20 protein-coding genes are annotated in these 23613 nt (G+C 72.7%); 6 read left to right on the top strand and 14 right to left on the bottom strand.

What is annotated here, in order from left to right; translation table 11 throughout:
* The first annotated feature begins 57 nt into the window (after nt 1-57).
* Nucleotides 58-810 carry an SAM-dependent methyltransferase gene (locus IE177_RS16795; protein ID WP_190016143.1) on the top strand — a complete coding sequence of 251 codons (753 nt, stop codon included), beginning with the start codon at nt 58-60 and terminating at the stop codon, nt 808-810.
* A 260-nt stretch (nt 811-1070) separates the two neighbouring features.
* Here IE177_RS16795 and IE177_RS16790 read toward each other — a convergent pair whose 3' ends face one another.
* Both IE177_RS16790 and IE177_RS16785 read right to left on the bottom strand, forming a co-directional pair.
* Nucleotides 1071-2369 carry an MFS transporter gene (locus tag IE177_RS16790; RefSeq protein ID WP_190016142.1) on the bottom strand — a complete coding sequence of 433 codons (1299 nt, stop codon included), beginning with the start codon at nt 2367-2369 and terminating at the stop codon, nt 1071-1073.
* A complete protein-coding gene (locus IE177_RS16785) occupies nt 2366-3040 on the bottom strand; it encodes a GntR family transcriptional regulator (RefSeq protein ID WP_190016141.1) in 675 nt (224 codons plus the stop codon). The genes IE177_RS16790 and IE177_RS16785 overlap by 4 nt, the downstream gene beginning before the upstream one ends.
* Before the next feature lie 188 nt (nt 3041-3228).
* On the opposite strand from IE177_RS16785, the gene IE177_RS16780 reads away from it, so the two are divergent.
* Nucleotides 3229-4131 carry a D-alanyl-D-alanine carboxypeptidase family protein gene (locus tag IE177_RS16780; protein ID WP_190016140.1) on the top strand — a complete coding sequence of 301 codons (903 nt, stop codon included), beginning with the start codon at nt 3229-3231 and terminating at the stop codon, nt 4129-4131.
* A gap of 75 nt (nt 4132-4206) precedes the next feature.
* Here IE177_RS16780 and IE177_RS16775 read toward each other — a convergent pair whose 3' ends face one another.
* The 3 genes from IE177_RS16775 to pdhA (IE177_RS16765) are packed head-to-tail and all read right to left on the bottom strand — an operon-like array spanning nt 4207 to nt 7823.
* Nucleotides 4207-5604 carry a dihydrolipoamide acetyltransferase family protein gene (locus IE177_RS16775; protein ID WP_190016139.1) on the bottom strand — a complete coding sequence of 466 codons (1398 nt, stop codon included), beginning with the start codon at nt 5602-5604 and terminating at the stop codon, nt 4207-4209.
* 10 nt (nt 5605-5614) lie between these two features.
* Complete coding sequence (locus tag IE177_RS16770; RefSeq protein ID WP_190016138.1) at nt 5615-6592, bottom strand: alpha-ketoacid dehydrogenase subunit beta; 978 nt, start codon at nt 6590-6592, stop codon at nt 5615-5617.
* Nucleotide 6593: 1 nt separating this feature from the next.
* Nucleotides 6594-7823 (bottom strand): pyruvate dehydrogenase (acetyl-transferring) E1 component subunit alpha, encoded by a 1230-nt coding sequence (gene pdhA, locus IE177_RS16765; RefSeq protein ID WP_190016137.1) that lies wholly within the window; start codon nt 7821-7823, stop codon nt 6594-6596.
* Between the two features lie 619 nt (nt 7824-8442).
* Here pdhA (IE177_RS16765) and IE177_RS16760 point away from each other — a divergent pair.
* Nucleotides 8443-9459, top strand: coding sequence for a phosphotransferase (locus tag IE177_RS16760; protein ID WP_190016136.1), 1017 nt, complete (start codon nt 8443-8445; stop codon nt 9457-9459).
* Between the two features lie 94 nt (nt 9460-9553).
* On the opposite strand, the gene IE177_RS16755 is transcribed toward IE177_RS16760, so the two are convergent.
* Nucleotides 9554-11179, bottom strand: coding sequence for a protein kinase domain-containing protein (locus IE177_RS16755; RefSeq protein WP_190016135.1), 1626 nt, complete (start codon nt 11177-11179; stop codon nt 9554-9556).
* Nucleotides 11180-11522: 343 nt separating this feature from the next.
* Between IE177_RS16755 and IE177_RS16750 the strand changes: the two genes are divergently transcribed.
* Complete coding sequence (locus IE177_RS16750) at nt 11523-13160, top strand: protein kinase domain-containing protein (protein ID WP_190016134.1); 1638 nt, start codon at nt 11523-11525, stop codon at nt 13158-13160.
* A 120-nt stretch (nt 13161-13280) separates the two neighbouring features.
* Here the strand turns inward: IE177_RS16750 and IE177_RS16745 are convergent, their stop codons facing one another.
* Nucleotides 13281-13817: a bacterial proteasome activator family protein gene (locus IE177_RS16745; protein ID WP_190016133.1), complete on the bottom strand. Its 537-nt coding sequence runs from the start codon at nt 13815-13817 to the stop codon at nt 13281-13283.
* A 200-nt stretch (nt 13818-14017) separates the two neighbouring features.
* On the opposite strand from IE177_RS16745, the gene IE177_RS16740 reads away from it, so the two are divergent.
* Nucleotides 14018-14809 carry a hypothetical protein gene (locus tag IE177_RS16740; protein ID WP_190016132.1) on the top strand — a complete coding sequence of 264 codons (792 nt, stop codon included), beginning with the start codon at nt 14018-14020 and terminating at the stop codon, nt 14807-14809.
* A 15-nt stretch (nt 14810-14824) separates the two neighbouring features.
* On the opposite strand, the gene IE177_RS16735 is transcribed toward IE177_RS16740, so the two are convergent.
* From IE177_RS16735 to pdhA (IE177_RS16705), 7 genes are all read right to left on the bottom strand, one after another.
* Entirely contained in the window at nt 14825-15805 is a 981-nt protein-coding gene (locus tag IE177_RS16735) for an NAD(P)H-quinone oxidoreductase (RefSeq protein WP_190016131.1), read from the bottom strand.
* A gap of 47 nt (nt 15806-15852) precedes the next feature.
* On the bottom strand, nt 15853-16950 hold the full coding sequence (locus IE177_RS16730) for a potassium channel family protein (protein ID WP_190016130.1): 1098 nt from the start codon (nt 16948-16950) through the stop codon (nt 15853-15855).
* Nucleotides 16947-18299, bottom strand: a complete 1353-nt coding sequence (locus tag IE177_RS16725; RefSeq protein WP_190016129.1) for a molybdopterin molybdotransferase MoeA — start codon at nt 18297-18299, stop codon at nt 16947-16949. The genes IE177_RS16730 and IE177_RS16725 overlap by 4 nt, the downstream gene beginning before the upstream one ends.
* Entirely contained in the window at nt 18296-19195 is a 900-nt protein-coding gene (locus tag IE177_RS16720; protein WP_229816080.1) for a DUF6457 domain-containing protein, read from the bottom strand. Before IE177_RS16720 ends, IE177_RS16725 begins: the two co-directional genes overlap by 4 nt.
* Nucleotides 19196-19405: 210 nt before the next feature.
* Nucleotides 19406-20752 carry a dihydrolipoamide acetyltransferase family protein gene (locus IE177_RS16715; RefSeq protein ID WP_190016127.1) on the bottom strand — a complete coding sequence of 449 codons (1347 nt, stop codon included), beginning with the start codon at nt 20750-20752 and terminating at the stop codon, nt 19406-19408.
* Nucleotides 20752-21756, bottom strand: coding sequence for an alpha-ketoacid dehydrogenase subunit beta (locus IE177_RS16710; RefSeq protein WP_190016126.1), 1005 nt, complete (start codon nt 21754-21756; stop codon nt 20752-20754). The genes IE177_RS16715 and IE177_RS16710 overlap by 1 nt, the downstream gene beginning before the upstream one ends.
* A complete protein-coding gene (gene pdhA, locus IE177_RS16705; RefSeq protein ID WP_190016125.1) occupies nt 21753-22907 on the bottom strand; it encodes a pyruvate dehydrogenase (acetyl-transferring) E1 component subunit alpha in 1155 nt (384 codons plus the stop codon). The genes IE177_RS16710 and pdhA (IE177_RS16705) overlap by 4 nt, the downstream gene beginning before the upstream one ends.
* A 174-nt stretch (nt 22908-23081) precedes the next feature.
* On the opposite strand from pdhA (IE177_RS16705), the gene IE177_RS16700 reads away from it, so the two are divergent.
* Nucleotides 23082-23582, top strand: a complete 501-nt coding sequence (locus IE177_RS16700; protein WP_373305099.1) for an Lrp/AsnC family transcriptional regulator — start codon at nt 23082-23084, stop codon at nt 23580-23582.
* The last annotated feature ends 31 nt before the right edge of the window (nt 23583-23613 follow it).

The following is a 23613-nucleotide window of genomic DNA, read 5'->3' as shown; positions in this document are numbered from 1 at the left end:
GGCGAGGCCGGGGGAAATGGGTGGTGCGTGGGCGCGGGCGCCGCCTAGCGTCGCCGGATGACCGACACCCCGCCACGCCTCAGCCGTCTCACCTTCCACGGCCCCCTCTCCGAGCCCCGCGCCGCCAGGATGGTCCAGCGGCTCGCCGTGACCCGTCCCCGCACCGTGCTGGACATCGGCTGCGGCTGGGGCGAGCTGCTGCTCCGGATCCTGGACGCCGCACCGGACGCCAAGGGCACCGGCATAGACGTCAACGGCGAAGACCTGGCCAGGGCACGGCGCGGCGCCGAGGCGCGCGGGCTCGCGGACCGGGTGGAGTTCGTCGAGGAGCCCGCCCTGGCGACCCGCCGCGGCCCCGCCGACGTGGTGCTGTGTCTCGGCGCGAGCCAGGCGCTGAGCACGGCCGAGCGGCCCACCGCCGAGGCCTTGCGCGAGCTGCGGCGGATGGTGAGCGAGGGCGGGCGGGTACTGCTCGGTGAGGGGTTCTGGGAGCGCCCGCCCACCGAGGCCGAGCTGTCCGGCATGTGGCCGGGTGCGGGCGCGGACGATCACGACAGCCTCGCGGCCCTGCTCGACCTGGCCGTCGAGGCCGGCTTCCGGCCGGAGTGGACGGAGACGGCGAGCCCGGAGGAGTGGGAGGAGTTCGAGTCGGCGTACCAGGCGGACGCGGAGGTCTGGCTCGCCGGGAACCCGGGGCATCCGCTGGCCGCCGAGACCCGGGAGCGCCTGGACCGGCACCGGGGCCAGTGGATGAGCTACCGGGGCGTACTGGGGCTCGCCTACCTCACCCTCGTCCCGGTGACGGGCTGACCGCGCCGGCGCCTGCGCGTCCCATCACGCCGACGACACGTGACGCCGTGGGGCGCGCCGGCGCCTGCGCGTCCCGCCACCCCGACGGCACTGCGACGCCGTGGGGCCCGCCGGCGGCCGCCGCGCGACCCGGACTGCCGGGTGCCGGGGCGGCCTGTTGCCGGGACGGCCGAATGCCAAGGCGGCCGAATGCCCGGACGCCAGGACGGCCGGATGCCAGGGCGGCCGGATGCCAGGGCGGCCGGGGTGGCGGAGGGGGCTCAGACCGCCGGGACGTGCACCGTTTCCACGCGGCTCGCCACCAGCCGCTCCCGCTCGCGCCGGGCCGCCCGCTCGCGCAGCCGGAGGATCTGGCTGACGCCGAGCGCCTGCAGGACGAAGACCACGGAGAAGGCCACGGTGTAGTCGTCACCGGTGGCGTCCAGCAGCACCCCGATGGCCAACAGGGTCGTCATGGAGGCGATGAAACCACCCATGTTGGTGATCCCGGAGGCGGTGCCCTGTCGCTCGGGCGGGTTGGCCGGGCGGGCGAAGTCGAAGCCGAGCATCGAGGCCGGGCCGCACGCGCCGAGCACCGCGCACAGCACCACCAGCAGCCACATGGGCGCGTGGGCGCCGGGGCAGGCCAGCGTCGCGGCCCACATCAGCGCGGTGGCCGCCACCGTGCCGAGCGCCAGCGGCAGCCGTGCCGCATGGTGCCGGGCGACGATCTGGCCGTAGACGAGGCCGATCACCATGTTGGACAGCACGACCAGGGTGAGCAGCTCACCGGCCGTGGCCGGGCTGAGCCCCTGCGCCTGGACGAGGAACGGCAGGCCCCACAGCAGCAGGAACACCATCGCCGGGAACTGGGTGGTGAAGTGCACCCACAGACCGAGGCGGGTGCCCGGCTCCCGCCAGGCGGCGGTGATCTGCCGGCGGACGTAGGCCGCGCCCTGGTGCGGGGACGGCTCGGGCTGGTAGCCCTCGGGGTGGTCCTTGAGGAAGAGCAGGGTAAGGGCCAGGACGACGACGCCGGCGAGCGCGCTGCCCGCGAAGGCCTGGGTCCAGCCGATCCCGTGCAGCAGCCGGGCGATGACCAGGGTGGAGACCAGGTTGCCGGCCATGCCGACCAGGCCCGCGAGCTGCGCGACCAGGGGACCGCGCCGCGCGGGGAACCAGCGGGTGCCGAGGCGCAGCACGCTGATGAAGGTCATCGCGTCACCGCAGCCCAGCAGGGCGCGGGAGGCGAGCGCGGTGCCGTACGTGGGGGAGAAGGCGAAGCCGAGCTGCCCGGCGGTGAACAGCACGGCGCCGATGCTCAGCACCTTCTTGGTGCCGAGCCGGTCGACCAGCAGGCCGACGGGTATCTGCATGCCCGCGTAGACCAGCAGCTGGAGGATCGAGAAGGTGGACAGCGCGGAGGCGTTGACGTGGAAGCGGTCGGCCGCGTCGAGCCCCGCCACGCCCAGCGAGGTGCGGAAGATGACGGCGACGAAGTAGACGGCAACGCCTATGGACCAGACGGCGACCGCTCGGCGTCCGCCCGGGGGGTCACCCGGCAGGGTGGCGTCGTTCACCTGACCTCACCCCGCGCGAGGTGCGAGAACCAGCTCACGTGCCGGTGCACGACCCCGACGGCGGCCTCGGCGTCCCCGGCCCGCAGCGCCTGGAGGATCTCCTCGTGCTCGGCGAGCGTCTTGGCGATCCGGTCGGGGTGCGAGTGCATGACGGCGACGCCCATGCGCAGCTGGCGGTCGCGCAGCTGGTCGTACAGCCGGGAGAGGATCTCGTTGCCGCCGCTGCGCACGATCTCGGCGTGGAAGCAGCGGTCGGTGACCGCGGCCGCGGCCAGGTCGCCGGCGGCGGCCTGGGCCTTCTGCCGCTCCAGCAGTTCCGTGAGCCGTTCCAGCAGGGCCGGCGGGGCGGGCACGGCCTTGCGGGCGGCGTGCTCCTCGACCAGCAGCCGGGTCTCCACCACGTCGGCGATCTCCTGGGCGGAGACGGGCAGCACCAGGGCGCCCTTCTTCGGATAGAGCCGGATCAGCCCCTCGGCCTCCAGCCGCAGCAGCGCCTCCCGCACGGGGGTGCGCGAGACACCGACGGCCTCGGCCAGCTCACCCTCGGTGAGCAGCGCCCCGCCCTCGTAGCGGCGGTCGAGGACGCCCTGCTTGACGTGGGCGTAGACACGGTCCGCGGCCGGGGGCCGCTTGAGGGGCTGGTGGGTGGTCTGCTGTACGGCCGTACTCATGCCGACAGGATAGATACAACACGCACGCATGCGGAACCACGTCCACGATGCGGACCCGGCGAGAACCCCGCACGGCAACCGCACAACCTTCTGTGCTACTTACGTGTCACACACGTGCGGCCCCATTTGCTTTCACCCTCAACTCGGCCGCACACCAGGGGCATTCAAGACAATCGGGGTATCTCACTTTGATTACCGGCATTAAGGGCACCCGCATCCGCAGAGCTGCCGCCGTCGCCGTCACCTCCGGCGCGCTGCTCGCCACCGGTGCCCTCACCGCGGCGCCCGCGCAGGCCGTCACGACGCCCTCCATCGTGGCCAAGGGCGGCTACGTGATGAACAACGCCAACGGCTCGACGCTGTACACCAAGGCCGGGGCCACGCGGCGGTCCACCGGCTCCACCACCAAGATCATGACGGCCAAGGTCGTGCTCGCGCAGTCGAACCTGAACCTCGACTCTAAGGTCACGATCAAGAAGGAGTACAGCGACTACGTCGTCAGGAACAACGCCTCCCAGGCGCACCTGATCGTCGGCGACAAGGTCACCGTCCGCCAGCTGCTGTACGGCCTGATGCTCCCCTCCGGCTGCGACGCCGCCTACGCGCTGGCCGACAAGTACGGCACCGGCTCCACCATGTCCGCGCGCGTGAAGTCCTTCATCGGCAAGATGAACACCGCCGCCAAGAACCTGGGCCTGGAGGACACGCACTTCGACTCCTTCGACGGCATCGGCAACGGCTCCAACTACTCGACGCCGCGCGACCTGACGAAGATCGCCAGCAGCGCGATGAAGAGCTCCACGTTCCGCACGATCGTCAAGACGAAGCACTACACCGCCAAGACGATCACCAAGACCGGCAGCACCCGCACGATGAAGACGTGGGACAACACCAACGGTCTGCTCAGCAGCTACAGCGGCACCATCGGCGTGAAGACGGGCTCCGGTCCGGAGGCCAAGTACTGCCTGGTCTTCGCCGCGACCCGCAACGGCAAGACGGTCATCGGCACCGTCCTCGCCTCCTCCTCCATCGCGCAGCGCGAGGCGGACGCGAAGAAGCTCCTCACCTACGGCTTCGCCAAGCTCGGCTGACGCCACGAGAGCCGCAAGGGCCCGCCGCGTGAAGCGGCGGGCCCTTCGGGTTCCGGCGTCATCCGGCCGGAGGCGTCACGCCCACGTGATCAGGCGCTTCGGCTCCTCCAGGATCGCCGCCACGTCCGCCAGGACCTTCGAGCCCAGCTCGCCGTCGACCAGGCGGTGGTCGAAGGAGAGGGCCAGCGTGGTCACCTGACGCGGCTTCACCTTGCCCTTGTGCACCCACGGCTGGAGCTTGATCGCACCGACCGCCAGGATCGCGGACTCGCCCGGGTTGAGGATGGGCGTGCCGGTGTCGACGCCGAAGACGCCGACGTTGGTGATCGTCACCGTGCCGCCCTGCATGGCGGACGGGGACGTCCTGCCCTCCCGCGCCGTCGACACCAGGTCGCCCAGCGCCTCCGCGAGCTGGGGGAGCGTCTTGTCGTGCGCGTCCTTGATGTTCGGCACGATCAGGCCGCGGGGGGTCGCCGCCGCGATGCCCAGGTTGACGTAGTGCTTGAGGACGATCTCCTGCGCCGCCTCGTCCCAGGAGGCGTTGACCTCCGGGTTGCGCTTGATCGCGACCAGCAGGGCCTTGGCGATGAGCAGGAGCGGGTTGACCCGCCTGCCCTGCATCTCCTTGTCCTGCTTCAGCTCCTCGACCAGCTTCATCGTGCGGGTCACGTCCACCGTCACGAACTCCGTGACGTGCGGGGCCGTGAACGCCGAGCCGACCATCGCCGCGGCCGTCGCCTTGCGCACGCCCTTGACCGGGACGCGCGTCTCCCGCGCACCGTCGTAGGTGACGGCCGGGGCGGGGGCCGGGCGGGCGGCGGACGGGGTCTCGGCGGCCGGCTCGGGGGCGGCCGCGGGGGCGGCCGCCGCGTGGACGTCCTCGCGCGTGATGATGCCGTCCGGGCCGGACGGGCTGACCGTGGCCAGGTCCACGCCGAGGTCCTTGGCCAGCTTGCGCACCGGCGGCTTGGCCAGCGGGCGGGGCTTCTCCGCGGCCGGGGCGTGGCCGTTCAGCTCCCCCTGGACGGCCTGGGCCGGAGCCGGCACGGTGACCTCGGGGCCCTTGCGGGGGCGGCGCTTGGTGGAGGAGGTGGCCACGCCGTAGCCGACGAGGACCGGCTGGCGGCCCTGCTGCTTCGGCTCCTCGGCGGGCTCGGCGGGAGCCACCGGCTCCGCCTTCGGCTGCTCGGCGGGCGCCCCGGCCGGGGCGCCGCCCGCCACGTCCACCGTGATGATGGCCGTGCCCACGTCCACCGTGGTGCCCTCGGGGAAGCGCAGTTCCCGGACCACGCCGTCGTAGGGGATGGGCAGTTCGACGGCCGCCTTGGCGGTCTCGACCTCGCACACCACCTGGCCGTCGGTGACCGTGTCGCCCGGCTGGACGTACCACTTGAGGATCTCGGCCTCGGTGAGACCCTCGCCGACGTCCGGCATCTTGAACTCGCGCACGGACGCTTCCGTCATCGTCGTCACGACCCTCTCCTCAGTACGCCAGCGAGCGGTCGACGGCGTCGAGCACGCGATCCAGGTCGGGCAGGTACTCCTCCTCCAGACGCGCCGGCGGGTACGGCGCGTGGTAGCCGCCGACCCGGAGCACCGGGGCCTCCAGGTGGTAGAAGCAGCGCTCGGTGATCCGTGCGGCGATCTCCCCGCCGGAGCCGAAGAACACCGGCGCCTCGTGGACCACGACCAGACGGCGGGTCTTCTCCACCGAGGCCTGGACGGCGTCGAAGTCGAGGGGGCTGACCGAGCGCAGGTCGAGGACCTCCAGCGACTTGCCCTCCTCGGCCGCCGCGGCGGCGACCTCCTGGCAGAGCTTCACCATCGGGCCGTACGCGGCCAGCGTCAGGTCGGTGCCCTCGCGGACGACCTGGGCCTTGTGCAGCGGGGCGGGGATGGCCTCGGTGTCGACCTCGGCCTTGTCCCAGTAGCGGCGCTTGGGCTCGAAGTAGATCACCGGGTCGTCGCTCTGGATGGCCTGCTGCATCATCCAGTAGGCGTCGGAGGCGTTGGACGGCGAGACGATCTTCAGGCCGGCCACGTGCGCGAACAGCGCCTCGGGGGACTCGGAGTGGTGCTCGACCGCGCCGATGCCGCCGCCGTAGGGGATGCGCACGACGACGGGCATCTTCACCTTGCCCAGCGAGCGGGCGTGCATCTTGGCCAGCTGGGTGACGATCTGGTCGTAGGCCGGGAAGACGAAGCCGTCGAACTGGATCTCCACCACCGGGCGGTAGCCCCGCAGGGCCAGGCCGATCGCGGCGCCTACGATGCCGGACTCCGCCAGCGGGGTGTCGATGACCCGGCTCTCGCCGAAGTCCTTCTGCAGGCCGTCCGTCACCCGGAAGACACCGCCGAGCTTGCCGACGTCCTCACCCATGACGAGAACCTTGGGGTCGGCGTCCAGGGCGTGGCGCAGCGACTCGTTGATGGCCTTGGCCATCGCCATCTTCTCGGCCATCTCAGCGACCCCCTTCATCCGCGAACGACGCCTGGTAGGCGGCGAACTGCGCTCGCTCCTCGTCGACGAGCGCGTGCCCGTCCGCGTACACGTTCTCGAAGATGGCGTAGTGGTCCGGGTCGGGCATGGCGCGGACCGCTTCGCGCACTCGTTTGCCCAACGCCTCGGACTCGGTCTCGAGTTCCGCGAAGAATCCCTCGTCCGCGTGGTTCGAGGCTTCCAGGTAGCGCCGGAGGCGCAGGATCGGGTCCTTGGCCTCCCACGCCTGGCGCTCCTCGTCGCCGCGGTAGCGGGTGGGGTCGTCGGAGGTGGTGTGGGCGCCCATGCGGTAGGTGAACGCCTCGACCAGGGTCGGGCCCTCGCCCGCGCGGGCGCGCTCCAGCGCCCACTTGGTCACCGCGAGGCAGGCGAGCACGTCGTTGCCGTCGACCCGGACGCCCGGGAAGCCGAAGCCCTGCGCACGCTGGTAGAGCGGGACGCGGCTCTGCTTCTCGGTGGGCTCGGAGATCGCCCACTGGTTGTTCTGGCAGAAGAACACCACGGGGGCGTTGTAGACCGCGGAGAAGGTGAACGACTCGGCCACGTCGCCCTGGCTGGAGGCGCCGTCACCGAAGTAGGCGATGACCGCCGAGTCCGCGCCGTCCTTGGTGATGCCCATCGCGTAGCCGGTGGCGTGCAGCGTCTGGGAGCCGATGACGATCGTGTAGAGGTGGAAGTTGTTGCTGTTCGGGTCCCAGCCGCCGTTGTTCACACCCCGGAACATGCCCAGCAGGTTGGTGGGGTCGACCCCGCGGCACCACGCGACGCCGTGCTCGCGGTAGGTCGGGAAGACGTAGTCGTCCTCGCGGGTCGCCCGGCCGGAGCCGATCTGCGCGGCCTCCTGGCCGAGCAAGGAGGCCCACAGGCCCAGCTCGCCCTGGCGCTGCAGGGCGGTGGCCTCGGCGTCGAAACGGCGGGTGAGCACCATGTCGCGGTACAGGCCGCGCAGCTCTTCCGGGGTGATGCCGGCGACGTAGGCGTCGAACTCGGCGTTCTTGACCCGCTTGCCCTCCGGGGTCAGGAGCTGCACGAGCTCGGGCTCGGCGCCCTTCCTGGCGGCGGTGCGGGTGGTGCGCTTGGTGCCGGTGGCTCCGGTCGTGTCGCCGGTGGTGCCGGTCTTGCTGCCGGTGGTGCCGGCTTTGCCTGCGGCGCTGCGTCGCGGCTTGCGCGCGGCACTGCTGTCCACGGTCACGTGTGCTCCTCCGTCGTTCCGGCCCCCGGGGTTGCCGGTAGGCCAGTGCGGCTCACCTGTCTCGACCACCGGGCACGGGGTGGGTGCCACTCGGCCGGGAACAGGCGTGACAGGTGCCCCGGCGAGCGCCCTGCGACCATTACGTTACCCAGTGCTCCACATTTCTGTGAAACCCCACCTGACCTGCGATTTTGCTTGGATTTCCAAGTAAATCGGGGTGGCGTGCAAGCGTGCTGGTCACAGCCCTGCTCAGGCCGGAGCACCCGCACGTTATCCCGCTCACCCGGGTCACGGGAAGAGCCATTTGTGAGACTGGCCTCGTGAGCGAAAGCGTAAAAGTCGGATTGTTTCCGGTCGCCGCCGGGCGGCGTCATGACATCGGCACGCCCCCGCGCATTCCGGCCATCCGGAAGAGGTGACGGCGCCATCCGGGAGCCGGCCGGGGATTCCGCCGGGGATTCACCCTCGACCACGCCCGGCGGATCACCCGGGCGCCGTGCACCCGACCACCTGGTGACCAAAAGCGATCAGCGATGACAGTCTGTGACAACGCGCAGCTCACGGCACCTTTTCGTGCCCTAGCATCTGCCGCGTGCCGCGCTCTTGTGTACCACCCTTAGTGCCCCACGCGCCCCCTCTGGGCGCCCTCCTGCGCCTGTACGCCGCCGGTACCGCCCTCACGTGCGAACCGGTCGACCAGGGTCTGCTCAACCGCGGCTACCGGGTGTGCACCACACGCGGCCGCTACTTCCTCAAGCACCACTTCGATCCCGACACCGCGGACCCGGCCGCCATCGAACGCCGGCACCGGGCCACCCAGCGCCTCGCCGACCTCGGCGTCCCGGTCGCCCCGCCGCTCGCGCACCGCGAAGGCCGCACGGTCGCCGTGGTGGGCGGTCACGCCTACGCCCTGCACCCGTGGATCGACGGCCGGCATCGCGACGGCGGCCAGCTCACCCGTGGGGAGAGTGCCCGCCTCGGGGCGCTGCTGGGCGCCGTGCACGCCTGCCTGGAGCGCGTCATGCCGCCCAAGGGACGCACCCGTCCGGCCACGAGCCCCCACCCCGTGGAGAGCGCCGATCCCGCCGACACCTTCGCCCTCATCGACGATCTGCTCGCCCACGTCCACCGGCACCGCCCCGCCGACGCCTTCGACGAGCTGGCCAGGCACCGGCTCCTGGAACGCCGCGCGCTGCTGGAGCAGCACGGCGGCCGGCGCCCGCCGCCCGGGGGTTCCGTGGGCTGGGTGCACGGCGACTTCCACCCGTACAACCTGCTGTACAAGGACGACGCCCCGGCGGCGATCGTCGACTGGGACCGGCTCGGCGTGCAGCCCCGCGCCGAGGAGGCCGTACGGGCCGCCGCGATCTTCTTCGTGCGACCCGCGGGCACCCTGGACCTGCCGAAGGTGCGGGCGTACGCGCGCGCGTACCGGCGGGCGGCCGGCGCCGCCCCCGCGGAGCTGGGGGCGGCCGTGCACCGGGTGTGGTGGGAGCGCCTGAACGACTTCTGGATGCTGCGCTGGCACTACGAGCGCGGCGACACGCGCGCGGACTGCCAGTTCCCGGCCGCCTCGGCGCTCGCGGTGTGGTGGACGCGCGAGTACGAGGCGGTGTGCGACGCGTTCGTGCGCTGAACCGCGACCGCTGAATCTCCGGCCGCTGAACCGCCGGCCGGTCGTCACCCGGTCACAGCGACCCCGTCCCGGTCACCGTCGGTGTAGGTGTCCTTCAACCGGCGGTGTCGCCCGTGGCGCCGTCCGTCGTCGTGCCGTCCGTCGTCGTGCCGTCCGTCGTGCCGTCGGTGGTGCCGTCGGTCGTGCCCTCCGTGGTGCCGTCCGTGGTGCCCTCGTCGGTGCCGCCGCTCCCGGGATCCGAGGACTGCGGCGCCGACGGCTGCGGGCTGGACGGCTCCTCGCTCGGGTCGGAGGTGGCCGACCTGGACGGTGTGGAGGACGGCGGGTACGAAGGCGGCCAGCCGGAGTTGGAGCCGGTGTCCGAGCCGGTCTCGGTGGAGGTGTCCGACGGCCGGCCGGTGTCCTCGTCGGACGGGCTCGGGGAGTCCGTGTCGTCCTTCGTGCTCTTGGAGTGGGTCTTCGTCGGCTTGGTGTCGGTGCCCTTGCCGCTGCCGCCGCCGCCCGCGTTCTGCAGCGCGATCGCGACGCCCGCCGCGATCGCGATCACCGCGAGGACGGCGAGGATCCACAGCTTGCCGCGCCCACTGCCCTTGTTGCCGTGCCCCTCGAAGCCGCCGTCGTCACCGCTGCCGTAACCGCCGGACGGCAGGATCGGCTGCGGGATCTGCGTGGTACCGCCGAAGTCGCCGGGGTGCTGCATCACGGCCGTCCCGGCGAACCCGGCCGCCGGGGTGTGCCGGCCGTCGTGCGTCTCCACCGGGCCGGTGTTCCAGGTGCCGGTGTGGCCACCCGCCTCGTACAGCATCTGCAGGCCGTACTGGATCAGGCCGCGCATCTCCTCGGCCGTCTGGAACCGGTCGTCGGGCTCCTTGGCGAGCGAGCGCATGACCAGGCCGTCCAGCTCCGGCGGGCAGCCGTCGGAGACGTCCGAGGGCGGGGTCGGGATGTCCTGGACGTGCTGGTAGACCACCGACAGCGGGGTCTCGCCGGTGAAGGGGGGCCGCAGGGCCAGGAGTTCGTACAGCAGGCAGCCGGTCGCGTACAGGTCGGAGCGGTGGTCGACGGCCTTGCCGAGAGCCTGCTCCGGGGAGAGGTACTGCGGGGTGCCCATGACCATGCCGGTCTGCGTCATCGTCGTCGACGCGCCGTGCAGCGCGCGGGCGATGCCGAAGTCCATCACCTTGACGGCGCCGCTGTCGGTGATGATGACGTTGGCCGGCTTGATGTCGCGGTGCACGATGCCGTGCTGGTGCGAGTAGGCGAGCGCCTCCAGCACCCCGGAGACGATGATCAGCGCCTGCTCGGGGCCGGGCGCCTCGGCGTTCATCAGCAGGTCGCGGATGGTGCGGCCCTCGACCAGCTCCATCACGATGTACGGCACGGACTGGCCGCCCACGTAGTCCTCGCCGGAGTCGTACACGGCGACGATCGCGTGGTGGTTGAGTCCGGCGACCGACTGGGCCTCGCGGGTGAAGCGGGCCTTGGAGACCGGGTCCTCGGCCAGGTCGGCGCGCAGCAGCTTGACCGCGACCGTACGGCCCAGACGGACGTCCTCGGCCGCGAACACCTCGGCCATGCCGCCCCGGCCCAGCCGGTGGGTCAGCCGGTACCGACCGTCGCCGACGAGCCCGCCGTTGCCCCACATCTCCGGCGTGTCTGACATGCCGCCGCCAGTCGCCTCGGGGTCGGACGGGCCCTGGGCGCTGTGCGTCTGTGCCATCGGTCCTCGCCGTCGTTTCTGCCCGCGGTGCGCGCGGTGTTGTTACGGTCTCCGTCGGCCACGCTACAGCCTTCGTGGGGGCCACCGGTCCGGAACCGGAACCGGGACCGGCCCGAGACGGATCGGCCATGAAACCCGTAGCACGCGCTGTCGTGCAAATTGTGTGTGCCTGTCGGACGCCCGGCGTAACGCTTGCGCGACGCTTCTTTCGCGTACGGTCACGGATCGGGCACCGAGCTTGACGTGTCAGTGCCCTGGGGCAGACTTGGCCGGGAATGACACATTCGATCAAGGCCTGTTCGCTGGGCGACGGCGCCGGACGGCCAGTGGGGGACGCGGAGAGATGAGCCAGGACGGCGCACAGGACCGGTACGCGGGGCGGGCGCTGGCCGGCGGCCGGTACCAGCTGCGCGACTTGCTCGGTGAGGGCGGCATGGCGTCGGTGCACCTGGCGTACGACGCCGTGCTCGACCGCCAGGTCGCCGTCAAGACGCTCCACACCGAGCTGGGCCGGGAGCAGGCCTTCCGCGAGCGCTTCCGCCGCGAGGCCCAGTCCGTGGCCAAGCTCACGCACACCAACATCGTGTCCGTCTTCGACACCGGCGAGGACGAGCTGCAGGGCCTGGCGACTCCCTACATCGTGATGGAGTACGTCGAGGGCCGGCCGCTGGGCTCGGTCCTGGAGGAGGACATCCGCCAGTACGGCGCGATGCCCGCCGACAAGGCTCTGAAGATCACCGCCGATGTGCTGGCGGCGCTGGAGATCAGCCACGAGATGGGGCTGGTCCACCGCGACATCAAGCCGGGCAACGTCATGATGACCAAGCGCGGCGTCGTGAAGGTCATGGACTTCGGCATCGCCCGTGCCATGCAGTCCGGCGTCACCTCGATGACGCAGACCGGCATGGTCGTCGGCACCCCGCAGTACCTCTCGCCCGAGCAGGCCCTCGGCCGCGCCGTGGACGCCCGCTCCGACCTGTACTCGGTCGGCGTCATGCTGTTCCAGCTGGTCACCGGGCGGCTGCCGTTCGACGCCGACTCCCCGCTGGCGATCGCGTACGCCCACGTGCAGGAGGAGCCGGTGGCGCCCTCCTCGATCAACCGCGCGCTGCCGCCCGCGGTGGACGCGCTGGTCGCCCGCGCCCTGCGGAAGAACCCGAACGAGCGGTTCCCGAGCGCCGAGTCCATGCGGGACGAGTGCCTTCGCGTCGCCGCCTCCGTCCAGGCGGCCCCGCCGAACATCGTGCCCGGCGCCGGGCCGGGGCAGAGCGGGTCGGGCGTGGGCTCCGCGGTGTTCCCGCCGGTCGGCCAGGCGGCCCCGGCGCCCACCGGGCCGGTGCAGACGCCGTACCAGCCGAACTCGTACGGCCCCCCGACCCCCGCGCCCACGCCCGCGCCGACCCCGGTGCCGCCGTCGTACGGCTACCCGCAGCAGGGCGGCTACCAGACGCCCCCGGTGGGCTACGGCCCGCAGGGCGCCGCGACGCCTCCGCCGTACGCGATCTCTCCCCAGCAGGCCCCGCGGCCCGGCGGCCGCAAGGGCTCCAGGCCCGTCGTCATCGGCTCGGTCGCGGTGGCGCTCGTGGTGATCGTCGGCTCGGTCGTCGCGGTGACGCTGCGCAACGGCAGCGATCACAAGGGGGGCAGCGGCGGTTCGAGCGCCTCCGCGTCCGCCACCCACAAGGCGGGCTACCGCGGTCCGGACCCCTCCCGGCGGATCGACAGTGAGAAGTGCACCGATCCCGACGAGTCGTACGACGACGAGAACAAGATCGAACTGCCCGACTTCCGCTACCAGGACATCGACTCCGTGAAGGAATGCCTCCAGGCCGCGGGCTGGGACTGGAAGATCAAGCGGGTGAACGAGAACACGTGGGGCGAGAACACCGTCATCGAGCAGTTCCCCTCCCAGGGCACGGACGTCGACCCCGACAACCTCGGCAAGATCGAGCTGAGTGTGTCGACGGGCGAGCCCCAGTAGTCACCCGGATGCCCGTACGAAAGGGCCCGGCGGTCGTCCGCCGGGCCCTTTGGCGTGTCGTGGTTCGATCGGGTGAACGGGTGGATGGGGTACGGCGTCGTGTTACAGGCGGGTACGGCGTTACAGATACGGCCCGCCCGAGCGGCCGCCGGCCCGGGGGTCGTCGCCCTCGTGGCCGGTCACGCCCGGCGGGAGCGCACGGCGCATCTGTTCCAGCTGGGCCCGCGCCGCCATCTGCTGGGCGAACAGCGTCGTCTGGATCCCGTGGAACAGGCCCTCCAGCCAGCCCACCAGCTGCGCCTGGGCGATGCGCAGCTCCGCGTCGCTCGGGGTCGTGTCGTCGGTGAACGGCAGGGACAGCCGCTCCAGTTCCTCGACCAGCTCGGGGGCCAGGCCGTCCTCCAGCTCCTTCACCGAGCTGGCGTGGATCTCCTTGAGCCGCACCCGGCTGGCCTCGTCCAGGGGAGCCACCCGCACCTCCTCCAGGAGCTGCTTGATCATGCTGCCGATCCGCATGACCTTGGCCGGCTGTTCCACCTGTTCCGTCACCGGGATCTCACGGGAGTCCTCGTCGCCGCCGCCGAGAGCCATCCCGTCCTGTCCCACAACGAGGATCTGGGGGTTCTCCGGCGACCGTTCGTTCCTCGGCATCTCCATGCCGCCATTCTCTCGCACGCGTACACCTCACCACCGTGCTGCCCCCTCATGGGGGTGATCCACCGTTTAGACCCGTCGGCGCAACCCGGAATGCCCTGTTCGCCATCGAATGTGAGGCTTGCTTCCGTCGGCTGAAGACGAGGTCTGCTTCCGTCGGCTTTCCATCGATCACGGCATCCGGGCTCCGGGAGGCCACCGACGTGACTCCATGGCTGAGACTCACGCTCCGCTGCGCACGGCTGCTGCTCGCGCTCACGGCCGTCCTGTCCGCCTGCGGTGCCGTCACCGCCTACGGCACCGCGCTCGCGTACGCCGCCGGGCCGGGCGCCGCAGCGCCTCAGGGACGTGCGGCCCACCCCGGCCTGCCGGACCGCGTCGACCCGGACGAGCCGGCTCGCGACCCCGCGCGCCGCCCGGACCGGCCGGTTTCCCCGAGCCCCACGGACCGCGGGCGTCCGGACCAGGGGCACGCGGACCGGCCCGGCCCCGATCGGCCGCACGAAAGCTCCTCCGTCGCCGGCTCCGGCACGGCGCCCGCTCCCTCCGGCTCCGGCTCCGTGTCCGCCTCCGCCTCGGTCTCCTCACCGGTCTCCCCTTCCGCCCGCCCCGCCCGGGCCGCCGAGCCGTCGCGGGCGGGGAGCCGGGCCGGTGAGGGGCGGATGCGCCCGGGCCGGCCGGACGGACCCGCGGCCGCGGTGGAGGGCGACGACGGCACCGCGCCCGGCGAGGCCGCCGACACCGCCGCCGGCCGGCCCGAGGAACCGGAGACCGCGGACGTGCCGGGCGGGACGCCGGGGGCCTCCCAGCCGCCCGAGGAGGCGGGTCTCGATCCCACCGCGCCTCCGTTGCCGTCCGCCGCCCGGCCCGCCGCCCAGGAGGGCGACGGCGCCGCCGAGCCGGTCCCGCAGATCCTTCCGCTGGGCAGCGGACTGGTCCTCATCGGCCTGGGGCTGGGGCTCGCGCTCCTGGCATTCCGCCTGCGCAGGAACTGACCCTCCGTTCCGGCCCTACGGCGCGACCAGCAGCACCTTGCCGATGTGCCCGCTGGCCTCCAGCACCCGGTGCCCCTCGGCCGCATCCGGCATCGGCAGCTCACGGTCCACGACCGCCCGGACGTGCCCGGCGGCCAGCAGGGGCCACACGTGCTCGCGTACGGCCGCCACGATGGCCGCCTTCTCCTCGAGCGGCCGGGCCCGCAGCGAGGTCGCGCTGATCGCGGCCCGCTTGCCGAGCAGGGTGCCGATGTTCAGCTCGCCCTTGACGCCGCCCTGCATGCCGATGATCGCGAGGCGGCCGTTCACGGCGAGAGCCTGGACGTTGCGGTCGAGGTACTTGGCGCCCATGTTGTCCAGGATGACGTCGGCGCCGGCACCGTCGGTGGCCTGCTCGATCTCGGTGACGAAGTCCTGCTCGCGGTAGTTGATGAGCACGTCCGCGCCCAGCTCGGCGCAGTAGTCCAACTTCTCCTTGGTCCCCGCGGTCACCGCGACCCTGGCGCCGACGGCTTTGGCCAGCTGGATCGCCATGGTGCCGATGCCGCTGGAGCCGCCGTGCACCAGCAGCGTCTCGCCGGGGCGGACGTGGGCGACCATGAACACGTTGGACCAGACGGTGCAGACCACCTCGGGCAGGGCGGCCGCCCGCCTGAGGTCGATGCCCTCGGGCACGGGCAGAAGCTGTCCGGCCGGCACGGCGACCTTCTCGGCGTAGCCGCCGCCCGCGAGCAGCGCGCACACCTCGTCGCCGACCGCCCACCCGGACACCCCGGGGCCGAGTGCGGCGATCCTGCCGGAACACTCCAGCCCGGGGTAGGCGGAAGCGCCGGGCGGCGGGTTGTAGAAGCCCTGGCGCTGCAGGACGTCGGCACGGTTGACGGCGCTGGCCACCACCTCGACCAGCACCTCGCCCTCACCGGGAACCGGATCGGGGACCTCCGACCACACGAGCGCCTCGGGACCACCAGGTTCGGGAATCGTGATCGCATGCATGACTGCGACGCTACTCCCCGGCTGTGCCGTCCTCCGGGCAGGCCCGCTCAGTGTCCGGGCAGGGGCCGTATGCCCGGGGTGACCTGGGCGCCGGGGGAGGCGCGGACGATGGTGATCAGGCGATCGGTCAGCTGGAGGGTGCCGATGGACGGGTCGTCGTAGCCGAGCACCCGGTGGCCGCGGACGACGCTCACCACGAGGTCGTCGGTCTCCCGCGGCTTCAGGCCCACCTCGGCCCGGACCACCGGTCGTTCGACGATGTCCAGGCCGCTGCCCTGCTGGATCAGGTCCTCCATGACCATGCCGGCCGCGGGGCTGAGCACCGACAGGCCGAGCAGGCGGCCGGCCGCGCCGGAACTGGTGATGACCGCGTCGGCGCCGGACTGCTTGAGCAGCGGGACGTTCTCCTCCTCCCGGACGGCGGCAACGATCTTGGCGCTCCGGTTGAGCTGGCGAGCGGTCAGCGTGACGAGGACGGCGGTGTCGTCGCGCTGCGGGGCGACGATGATCTGCCGGGCCTTGTCCACCTCGGCCCGCTTGAGCACGTCACTGCGGGTGGCGTCGCCTATGACGCCCGCGTACCCCTCGGCGGTCGCCGCGTCGATCACCTTGGAGCCGGGATCGACGACGACCACCTGCTCCTTCCTCAGTCCCGTCGCGCAGACGGTCCGGATGGCCGACCGCCCCTTGGTGCCGAAGCCGATGACGACGGTGTGATCACGCAAGGTGGACCTCCAGCGGTTGAGGCGCCATTCCTCCCGGGTGCGTTCGGTGAGGACCTCCAGCGTGGTGCCGACCAGGATGATCAGGAACAGCACGCGCAGGGGTGTGATGACGAAGATGTTGATGAGCCGGGCACTGTCGCTGACCGGCGTGATGTCGCCGTACCCGGTGGTGGAGAGGGTGACGGTCGCGTAGTAGAACGCGTCGAGCAGGTCGACGGAGTCGTCTGAGTTGTCGTGGTAGCCGTCGCGACCGGCGTAGACGACCAGTGCGGTGGCGACCAGCACCAGCAGGGCCATGACCAGCCGTTTGGCGACCTGGCGGATCGGGCGCTCCACCACTTCCCGCGGAAGTTTCACCCGATGGGTCACCAGGTGCTCGTCCGCCTGGCGGGCGATCGCGTCATGGCCCGGAAGTTTCACGTGAAACACACTCCGATTCCGGCCGCCGCCCACGGCAGGTCCAGCAGTTCCGTCTCCTCGCCCTGCTGGGCGCCGCCCGGCGGAACGACGGCCAGCGCGTCGGCGGCGGCGACGCCACGCAGCATGGCCGGGCCGTTGTAGTGCAGCGGCAGGGCGCGGTCCCCGCGCAGCACCACGGGGACGAGCCGGGTGTCGTGCGGATGGCCGTGCACCGCGTCCCCGAGCGGCAGTGTGTACGCCTCCGGGGCGGGGCGGGCGGCGAGGGTCCGCAGCAGCGGTTCGGCGAGTGTGAGCAGGCCGGAGACGGCCGCGAGGGGGTTGCCGGGCAGGCCGACGAGGTGCTGGCCGCTCCGGGTGCGGGCGAGCAGCATGGGGTGGCCGGGCCGCACCGTGACTCCGTCGACCAGGAGTTCGGCGCCGACGCGCTCCAGGACGGGGTGGACGTGGTCGACGGGACCGCCCGCGGTACCGCCCGTGGTGACGATCAGGTCGGCCTCGGAGCGGCTGACGGCCCTGCGCAGGGCCCGGGCGTCGTCGCCGATCCTGCGCACCGCGACGACCTCGGCGCCGAGTGCGTGCAGCCAGGGCGGCAGCATGGGGCCGAGCGCGTCCCGGATCAGGCCGTCGTGCGGAAGCCCCTCGGTCAGCAACTCGTCCCCGAGCACGAGCACTTCGGCACGGGGGCGGGGTACGGCGGTGACGGTGTCGTATCCGGCCGCCGCGGCGAGGCCGAGCACGGCCGGGGTGACCAGGGTGCCGACGGGCAGCAATTGGTCGCCGCTGCGGCATTCCTGGCCGCGCGGGCGGATGTCCTGGCCGTGCGCGACGTCGCGCGTGGCGTGGAGCCGGCCCTGGGCGTCGGTGCGGCCGTGTTCGGAGCGCAGGACGGCGGTGGTGTCGGCGGGGATGCGGGCGCCGGTGGCGATGCGGACCGCCTCGCCGTCGGTGAGCAGTTCGGGGCGGCCGTGCCCGGCGAGTACGCCCGCGTCGCGCACGTCCCAGGGGCCGGGTCCGGCGACCGCCCAGCCGTCCATCGCGGAGGTGTCGAAGGAGGGCAGATCGGTGAGCGCGTCGAGCGGGGCCGCGAGGACCAGGCCCAGGGCGTCGCCGAGCGGCACGGAGACGGGGGCGCGGCGGGCACCGGAGCGTGCGGCGCGGGCGGCGATCTCGCGGGCCCGCGGCCAGGGGGTGCCCCGGTGCCCCTCGTGCCCGGCGGCCGGCGGTGCGTTAGGCGGGGCGGGGGCGGTGCTGTCGTCCTTCGGTTCCCTCACCAGGGCCAGTGCCTCCTCGACGTCGAGGTCGTCGCTGTCCGCGGCGGGTGCGCCGGCCCGGGATCCGGGGGCGGTCATCCGGCGTCCGGGGCGCCTCGGCCCCCGGTCCCCTCGTCCGCGCCCGCGGGCTCCTCCCGCGCCGTCGCGGTCTTCGCCTGCGGGCTCGCGCCGTTCTCTTCCTCCCACCGCAGGGCGAGTGCGGCGGCCTTGCGGGCGGCCTCGGCGACGGCTTCCGGGCCGCCCGTGCCCCGGGCCGCGGCGTAGCCGACGAGGAAGGTGGTCAGCGGGGCGGCGGGACGGGCCACGCCGTGCGCGGCGTCCCGGGCGAGGTCGAGCAGGGCGCCGGTGTCGACGTCCAGGTCGATGCCCAGCTCTTCCTTGACTGCGGAGATCCATTCATCCAACACGTGCCCATGCTCCCTGATGCGTGCCCTGGCGTCGGCTATGTCGTCCCAGGTGTCGCAGTCGAAGGACGCGAGGGGGTCCGGGACGCGGGTCAGGCGGAGGGCGCCGGTGAGCCGGCGCAGCGGCAGTCCCGTCAGGCCGTCGTGCGCGGTGGCGAGAGCGTCCAGCTCACGGCGGAGCGCGGCGGTTCGGTAGGCGGCCACGAGGGGCTGGTCGCGGCCCTCCGCGTCGGTGAGCAGGACGCCGTCCGCGCCGGTGTCCCCTAGGACCGTCAACAGGCGGTGCAGCACGCTCTGTTCGAGGAAAGGCAGATCCGCGGAGAGGACGACGGCGCACTCGGCCGTGGTCAGCCGCAGCCCCGCCTCCAGCGCGGCCACCGGTCCGCCGCCGGGCGGCTCCTCGCGCGCCCAGCGCACCGGCCGTGCGGTGGGTCGCGGGGCGGCCACGACGACCGTCGTACGGGCGCTCGCGCAGGCGGCCAGCACCCGGTCGAGCAGGGCACGGCCTCCCACCCGCAGACCGGGTTTGTCGGCCCCGCCGAGCCGGCGCGCGGCCCCGCCGGCCAGCACGACGGCGTCGTACGGCCCGGCGGCCCCGGGGAGCCCGGCGGTTCCGGGGAGCCCGGGAAGCCCGGCGGTCCCGGGGAGCCCGGGAAGCCCGGGAAGCCCGGCGGTCCCGGGGAGCCCGGGGGCGTTGTCGGTCACCCCCCGAGTATGTCCTGTCGTCCCCGCCCCGCGGACCGCGGCCTCACAGGGCGGGCGGCGCCCCCGCCCCCGTGGTCACAGTGTGCGCAGGAGCACCGCCGGTTGTTCCACGCAGTCCGCCACGTACCGCAGGAAACCGCCCGCCGTGCCGCCGTCGCACACCCGGTGGTCGAAGGTGAGCGAGAGCTGGACCACCTGGCGCACCGCCAGTTCGCCCTCATGGACCCAGGGCTTGGGAATGATGCGGCCGACGCCCAGCATGGCCGCCTCGGGGTGGTTGATGATCGGCGTGGAGCCGTCGACGCCGAAGACTCCGTAGTTGTTGAGCGTGAAGGTGCCGCCGGTGAGGTCACCGGGCGTCAGCGTCCCGGTGCGGGAGGCCTCGGTGAGCCGGGCGAACTCGGCGGTCAGCCCCTCGGCGTCGCGCGCGTGGGCGTCCCGGACGACGGGCACGACCAGTCCGCGTTCGGTCTGGGCGGCGAATCCGAGGTGCACGTGGTCGAGTTGGACCACCTCGCGGGTCTCGGTGTCGACGAACGAGTTCAACTCCGGGAACCGGGCGAGGCCGGCGGTGCAGATGCGGGCGAGCAGTGCGAGGAGGGAGATCCTGGATCCTCCGGTCGCGTTCATGGCGGCCCGCGCGCGCATGAGTTCGGTGGCGTCGGCGTCGACCCAGCAGGTCGCGTCCGGGATCTCCCGCCGGCTGCGGGAGAGCTTGTCGGCGACGGCCCCGCGGACCCCCTTGAGGGGGATGCGGACGCCGCCCTGCGACGAGGACGCCACGGGAGTCCGCACGACCGGCTCCGGCGCCGTGCGCACCGGCTCGGCCTGGCCCCGCAGGGCGCTTTCGACGTCGGCCCGCAGGATGAGCCCGTCGGGTCCCGAGCCGGCCAGCCGCCGCAGGTCCACTCCGTTGTCGCGGGCGAGCCTGCGGACCAGCGGGGAGATCACCGGGACCGGTCCGTCGGCGGGGGCGGGCGCCGGCGCCGTCACGCGCGCGGGGGCCGCCGGGGCCGGTCCGGGTCGCTCGATCCGGTCGTCGGCGGGCCGCACGGCCCGGCCGTTGTGGGCGGCCGTGCCCGGCGCCGCGGCCCGCACCCGGCGCCGTCGTGCGGCCGGGGCCTGTGTGCCGTAGCCGACCAGGACGTTGCCCGAGCCCTCCGGCTCCGCCGAGGATTCGCCCACGGCCACCGTCAGCAGGGGGGCGCCGACAGGCAGTTCGCAGCCCTCCTCGCCGAAGCGGGCGGTGACCACACCGGCGTAGGGGCAGGGGACGTCGACCATCGCCTTGGCCGTCTCGACCTCGACGACCGGCTGGTCGACGGCGACGACGTCACCGACCTGCACCAGCCAGCGGACGATCTCCGCCTCGGTGAGTCCCTCGCCGAGGTCGGGGAGCTTGAATTCCAGCACCTGTGCCATCAGCCCTCGGCCTCCCACTGCAGCCGGGCCACGGCGTCGAGGATGCGGTCGACGCCGGGCAGGTGGTGCCGCTCCAGCATGGGCGGCGGGTAGGGGATGTCGAACCCGGCCACGCGCAGCACCGGCGCCTCCAGGTGGTGGAAGCAGCGCTCGGTGATGCGGGCCGCGATCTCGCCGCCCGGCCCGCCGAACCCGGTGGCCTCGTGGACGACGACCGCGCGTCCGGTGCGGCGGACGGCCGCGCAGACCGTCTCGTCGTCGAACGGCACCAGGGAACGCAGGTCGACGACCTCCAGGTCCCAGCCCTCGGCCTGCGCGGCCTCTGCGGCCTCCAGGCAGACCGGCACGGACGGACCGTAGGTGATCAGCGTGGCGTCGCGGCCGGTGCGCCGGACGACCGCCCGGCCGATCGGCTCGACGTCCGCCGGGTGCTCGGGGTCCCAGGTGTCCTTCGACCAGTACAGCCGCTTGGGCTCCAGGAAGACGACCGGGTCGTCGGAGGCGATGGCCTCGCGCAGCAGCCCGTAGGCGTCGGCGACGGTCGCGGGCGTGACGACGTGCAGACCCGGCGTGGCCATGTAGTAGGCCTCGGAGGAGTCGCTGTGGTGCTCGACGCCGCCGATGCCGCCGCCGTAGGGCACGCGCACGGTGATCGGCAGGGGCATCCTTCCACGGGTGCGGTTGCGCATCCGGGAGACGTGGCTGATCAGCTGCTCGAACGCCGGGTACGCGAAGGCGTCGAACTGCATCTCCACCACCGGGCGCAGGCCGTACATGGCCATGCCGACGGCGGTGCCGAGGATGCCCGCCTCGGCGAGGGGGGTGTCGGTGCAGCGGTCCTCGCCGAACTCCTTGGCGAGACCGTCGGTGACGCGGAAGACACCGCCCAGGGTGCCGACGTCCTCACCGAGGACGTGCACGGTGGGGTCCGCGGCCATCGCGTCGCGCATCGCGCGCGTGAGGGCCTGCGCCATGGTGGCGGGCTTGACGGCGACGGTCGTCATCGGGCGCCGCCTTCCTGCGCGTCGTTCCGCTCCTGCTCGGCTTCCAGCTCGGCCCGCAACAGGGCTCGCTGCTCACGCAGTTGGGCGGTCGTCTCGGCGTAGACGTGGTCGAAGAGGGCCATGGGATCGAGCTCGGGTTCCTGGTTCATGCGTTCACGCAGGTCGGCGGCCATTTCCTCGGCGTCCTGCCGGGCGGCCTCCACACCGGGCTCGTCGAGCAGCCCGCGCGTGGTCAGCTCCTGCTCCAGCAGCCGGATCGGGTCGTGCGCGCGCCAGGCCTCGACCTCGGCGTCACCGCGGTAGCGGGTGGCGTCGTCGGCGTTGGTGTGCGCTTCGATGCGGTAGGTCACCGCCTCCACCAGCGTCGGGCCACCACCGGCACGCGCGTGCCGTACGGCGTCGCCGAGCACCTCGTGCACGGCCGCCGCGTCGTTGCCGTCCACCAGCCGGCCCGGCATGCCGTACCCGACGGCCTTGTGGGCCAGGGACGGCGCGGCGGTCTGCTTGGCGAGCGGGACCGAGATGGCGAAGCCGTTGTTCTGCACGAGGAAGACGACCGGCGCCTGCCAGACGGCGGCGAAGTTCAGGGCCTCGTGGAAGTCGCCCTCACTGGTGCCGCCGTCGCCGACCATGGCGAGCGCGACCACGTCGTCGCCCTTGAGACGGGCGGCGTGCGCGAGGCCCACGGCGTGCGGGAGCTGGGTGGCCAGCGGGGTGCTGAGCGGGGCCACCCGGTGGGCGTGCGGGTCGTAGCCGTTGTGCCAGTCGCCGCGCAGCAGGGTGAGGGTCTCGACGGGGTCCACGCCCCGGGCGACGACGGCGAGGGTGTCGCGGTAGCTGGGGAAGAGCCAGTCGCGCTCCTCCAGGACCAGGGCGGCGGCGACCTCGCACGCCTCCTGGCCGGTGCTGGACGGGTAGACGGCCAGACGGCCCTGCTTGGTGAGCGCGGTGGCCTGCGTGTTGTAGCGACGGCCACGCACCAGCTGGGCGTAGAGCCGGCGCAGCAGGTCCGGGTCGGCCTTTCCGGCGGCCTCGGTGCCGAGGACGCGGTAGGGCTCGGCGTCGGGCAGCAGCGGCGCGGGGTCCGTACGGGGCTGCCAGGCGGGCGGCGGCGAAGGCCGGTACGCGCCTCGCTGCTCCATGACCGTCATGACGGCACCTCCTCGTGGGAGCGGCTACGGAGACGCGTCGGCTGTGACCCGCCTCACCTACCGATTGTTCGGTCGCCGGCACATTTTGGCTACAGGCCGCTTCAGGCTGTGGACAAACGGTTCTCCACAGCCTGCAATGAACGCAGGACGTCCACGGCGGTGAAGCAGGGGGACATGGCAGCTGAACAAATGGCCGACGGGTCGCAGGACGGCGCACCGCTGCCGCCGCCGCGTCCGCTGGACGCGATCGACCAGGACATCCTGAAAATCCTGCAGGCGGACGGCCGCGCCTCCATACGGTCCGTGTCCGAACGCGTCCACGTCTCGCGTGCCAACGCCTACGCGCGCATCAACCGTCTCGTCGAGGACGGGGTGATCCGCGGGTTCAGCGCACGCGTCGACCACGAACGCGCGGGGCACGGAACGTCGGCCTACATCACCCTGAAGATCGTCCAGAACACCTGGCGCACGGTCCGCGACCACCTGCGCCGGCTGCCCGGCGCCTCCCACATCGCGTTGGTGGGCGGCGACTTCGACGTGCTGCTCCTGGTCCACACGCCCGACAACAGGGCCCTGCGCGAACTGGTGCTGACCCGGCTCCAGGCGATCCCCGAGGTGCTCAGCACCCGCACCCTGCTGGTGTTCGAGGAGGAGGACCTGGAGCCGGACGACTGAGGCCCCGGGGCGGGCCGCGCCGTGGCCGGGG

It is taken from the genome of Streptomyces lucensis JCM 4490, from assembly GCF_014650035.1.
GTDB classification, from domain to species: domain Bacteria; phylum Actinomycetota; class Actinomycetes; order Streptomycetales; family Streptomycetaceae; genus Streptomyces; species Streptomyces lucensis.
The sequence above is the reverse complement of the archived record's forward strand: the minus strand, read 5'-3'. Positions and strand labels throughout refer to the sequence as shown.

What these genes read in the sequence shown, in the direction of transcription:
- IE177_RS16735 (WP_190016131.1), bottom strand. Translation starts at nt 15,805, where the DNA reads ATGCATGCGATCACGATTCCCGAACCTGGTGGTCCCGAGGCGCTCGTG.
- IE177_RS16710 (WP_190016126.1), bottom strand. Translation starts at nt 21,756, where the DNA reads ATGACGACCGTCGCCGTCAAGCCCGCCACCATGGCGCAGGCCCTCACG.
- pdhA (WP_190016125.1), bottom strand. Translation starts at nt 22,907, where the DNA reads ATGACGGTCATGGAGCAGCGAGGCGCGTACCGGCCTTCGCCGCCGCCC.
- IE177_RS16755 (WP_190016135.1), bottom strand. Translation starts at nt 11,179, where the DNA reads ATGGCACAGACGCACAGCGCCCAGGGCCCGTCCGACCCCGAGGCGACT.
- IE177_RS16725 (WP_190016129.1), bottom strand. Translation starts at nt 18,299, where the DNA reads ATGACCGCCCCCGGATCCCGGGCCGGCGCACCCGCCGCGGACAGCGAC.
- IE177_RS16785 (WP_190016141.1), bottom strand. Translation starts at nt 3,040, where the DNA reads ATGAGTACGGCCGTACAGCAGACCACCCACCAGCCCCTCAAGCGGCCC.
- IE177_RS16750 (WP_190016134.1), top strand. Translation starts at nt 11,523, where the DNA reads ATGAGCCAGGACGGCGCACAGGACCGGTACGCGGGGCGGGCGCTGGCC.
- IE177_RS16715 (WP_190016127.1), bottom strand. Translation starts at nt 20,752, where the DNA reads ATGGCACAGGTGCTGGAATTCAAGCTCCCCGACCTCGGCGAGGGACTC.
- IE177_RS16745 (WP_190016133.1), bottom strand. Translation starts at nt 13,817, where the DNA reads ATGGAGATGCCGAGGAACGAACGGTCGCCGGAGAACCCCCAGATCCTC.
- IE177_RS16795 (WP_190016143.1), top strand. Translation starts at nt 58, where the DNA reads ATGACCGACACCCCGCCACGCCTCAGCCGTCTCACCTTCCACGGCCCC.
- IE177_RS16700 (WP_373305099.1), top strand. Translation starts at nt 23,082, where the DNA reads ATGGCAGCTGAACAAATGGCCGACGGGTCGCAGGACGGCGCACCGCTG.
- IE177_RS16770 (WP_190016138.1), bottom strand. Translation starts at nt 6,592, where the DNA reads ATGGCCGAGAAGATGGCGATGGCCAAGGCCATCAACGAGTCGCTGCGC.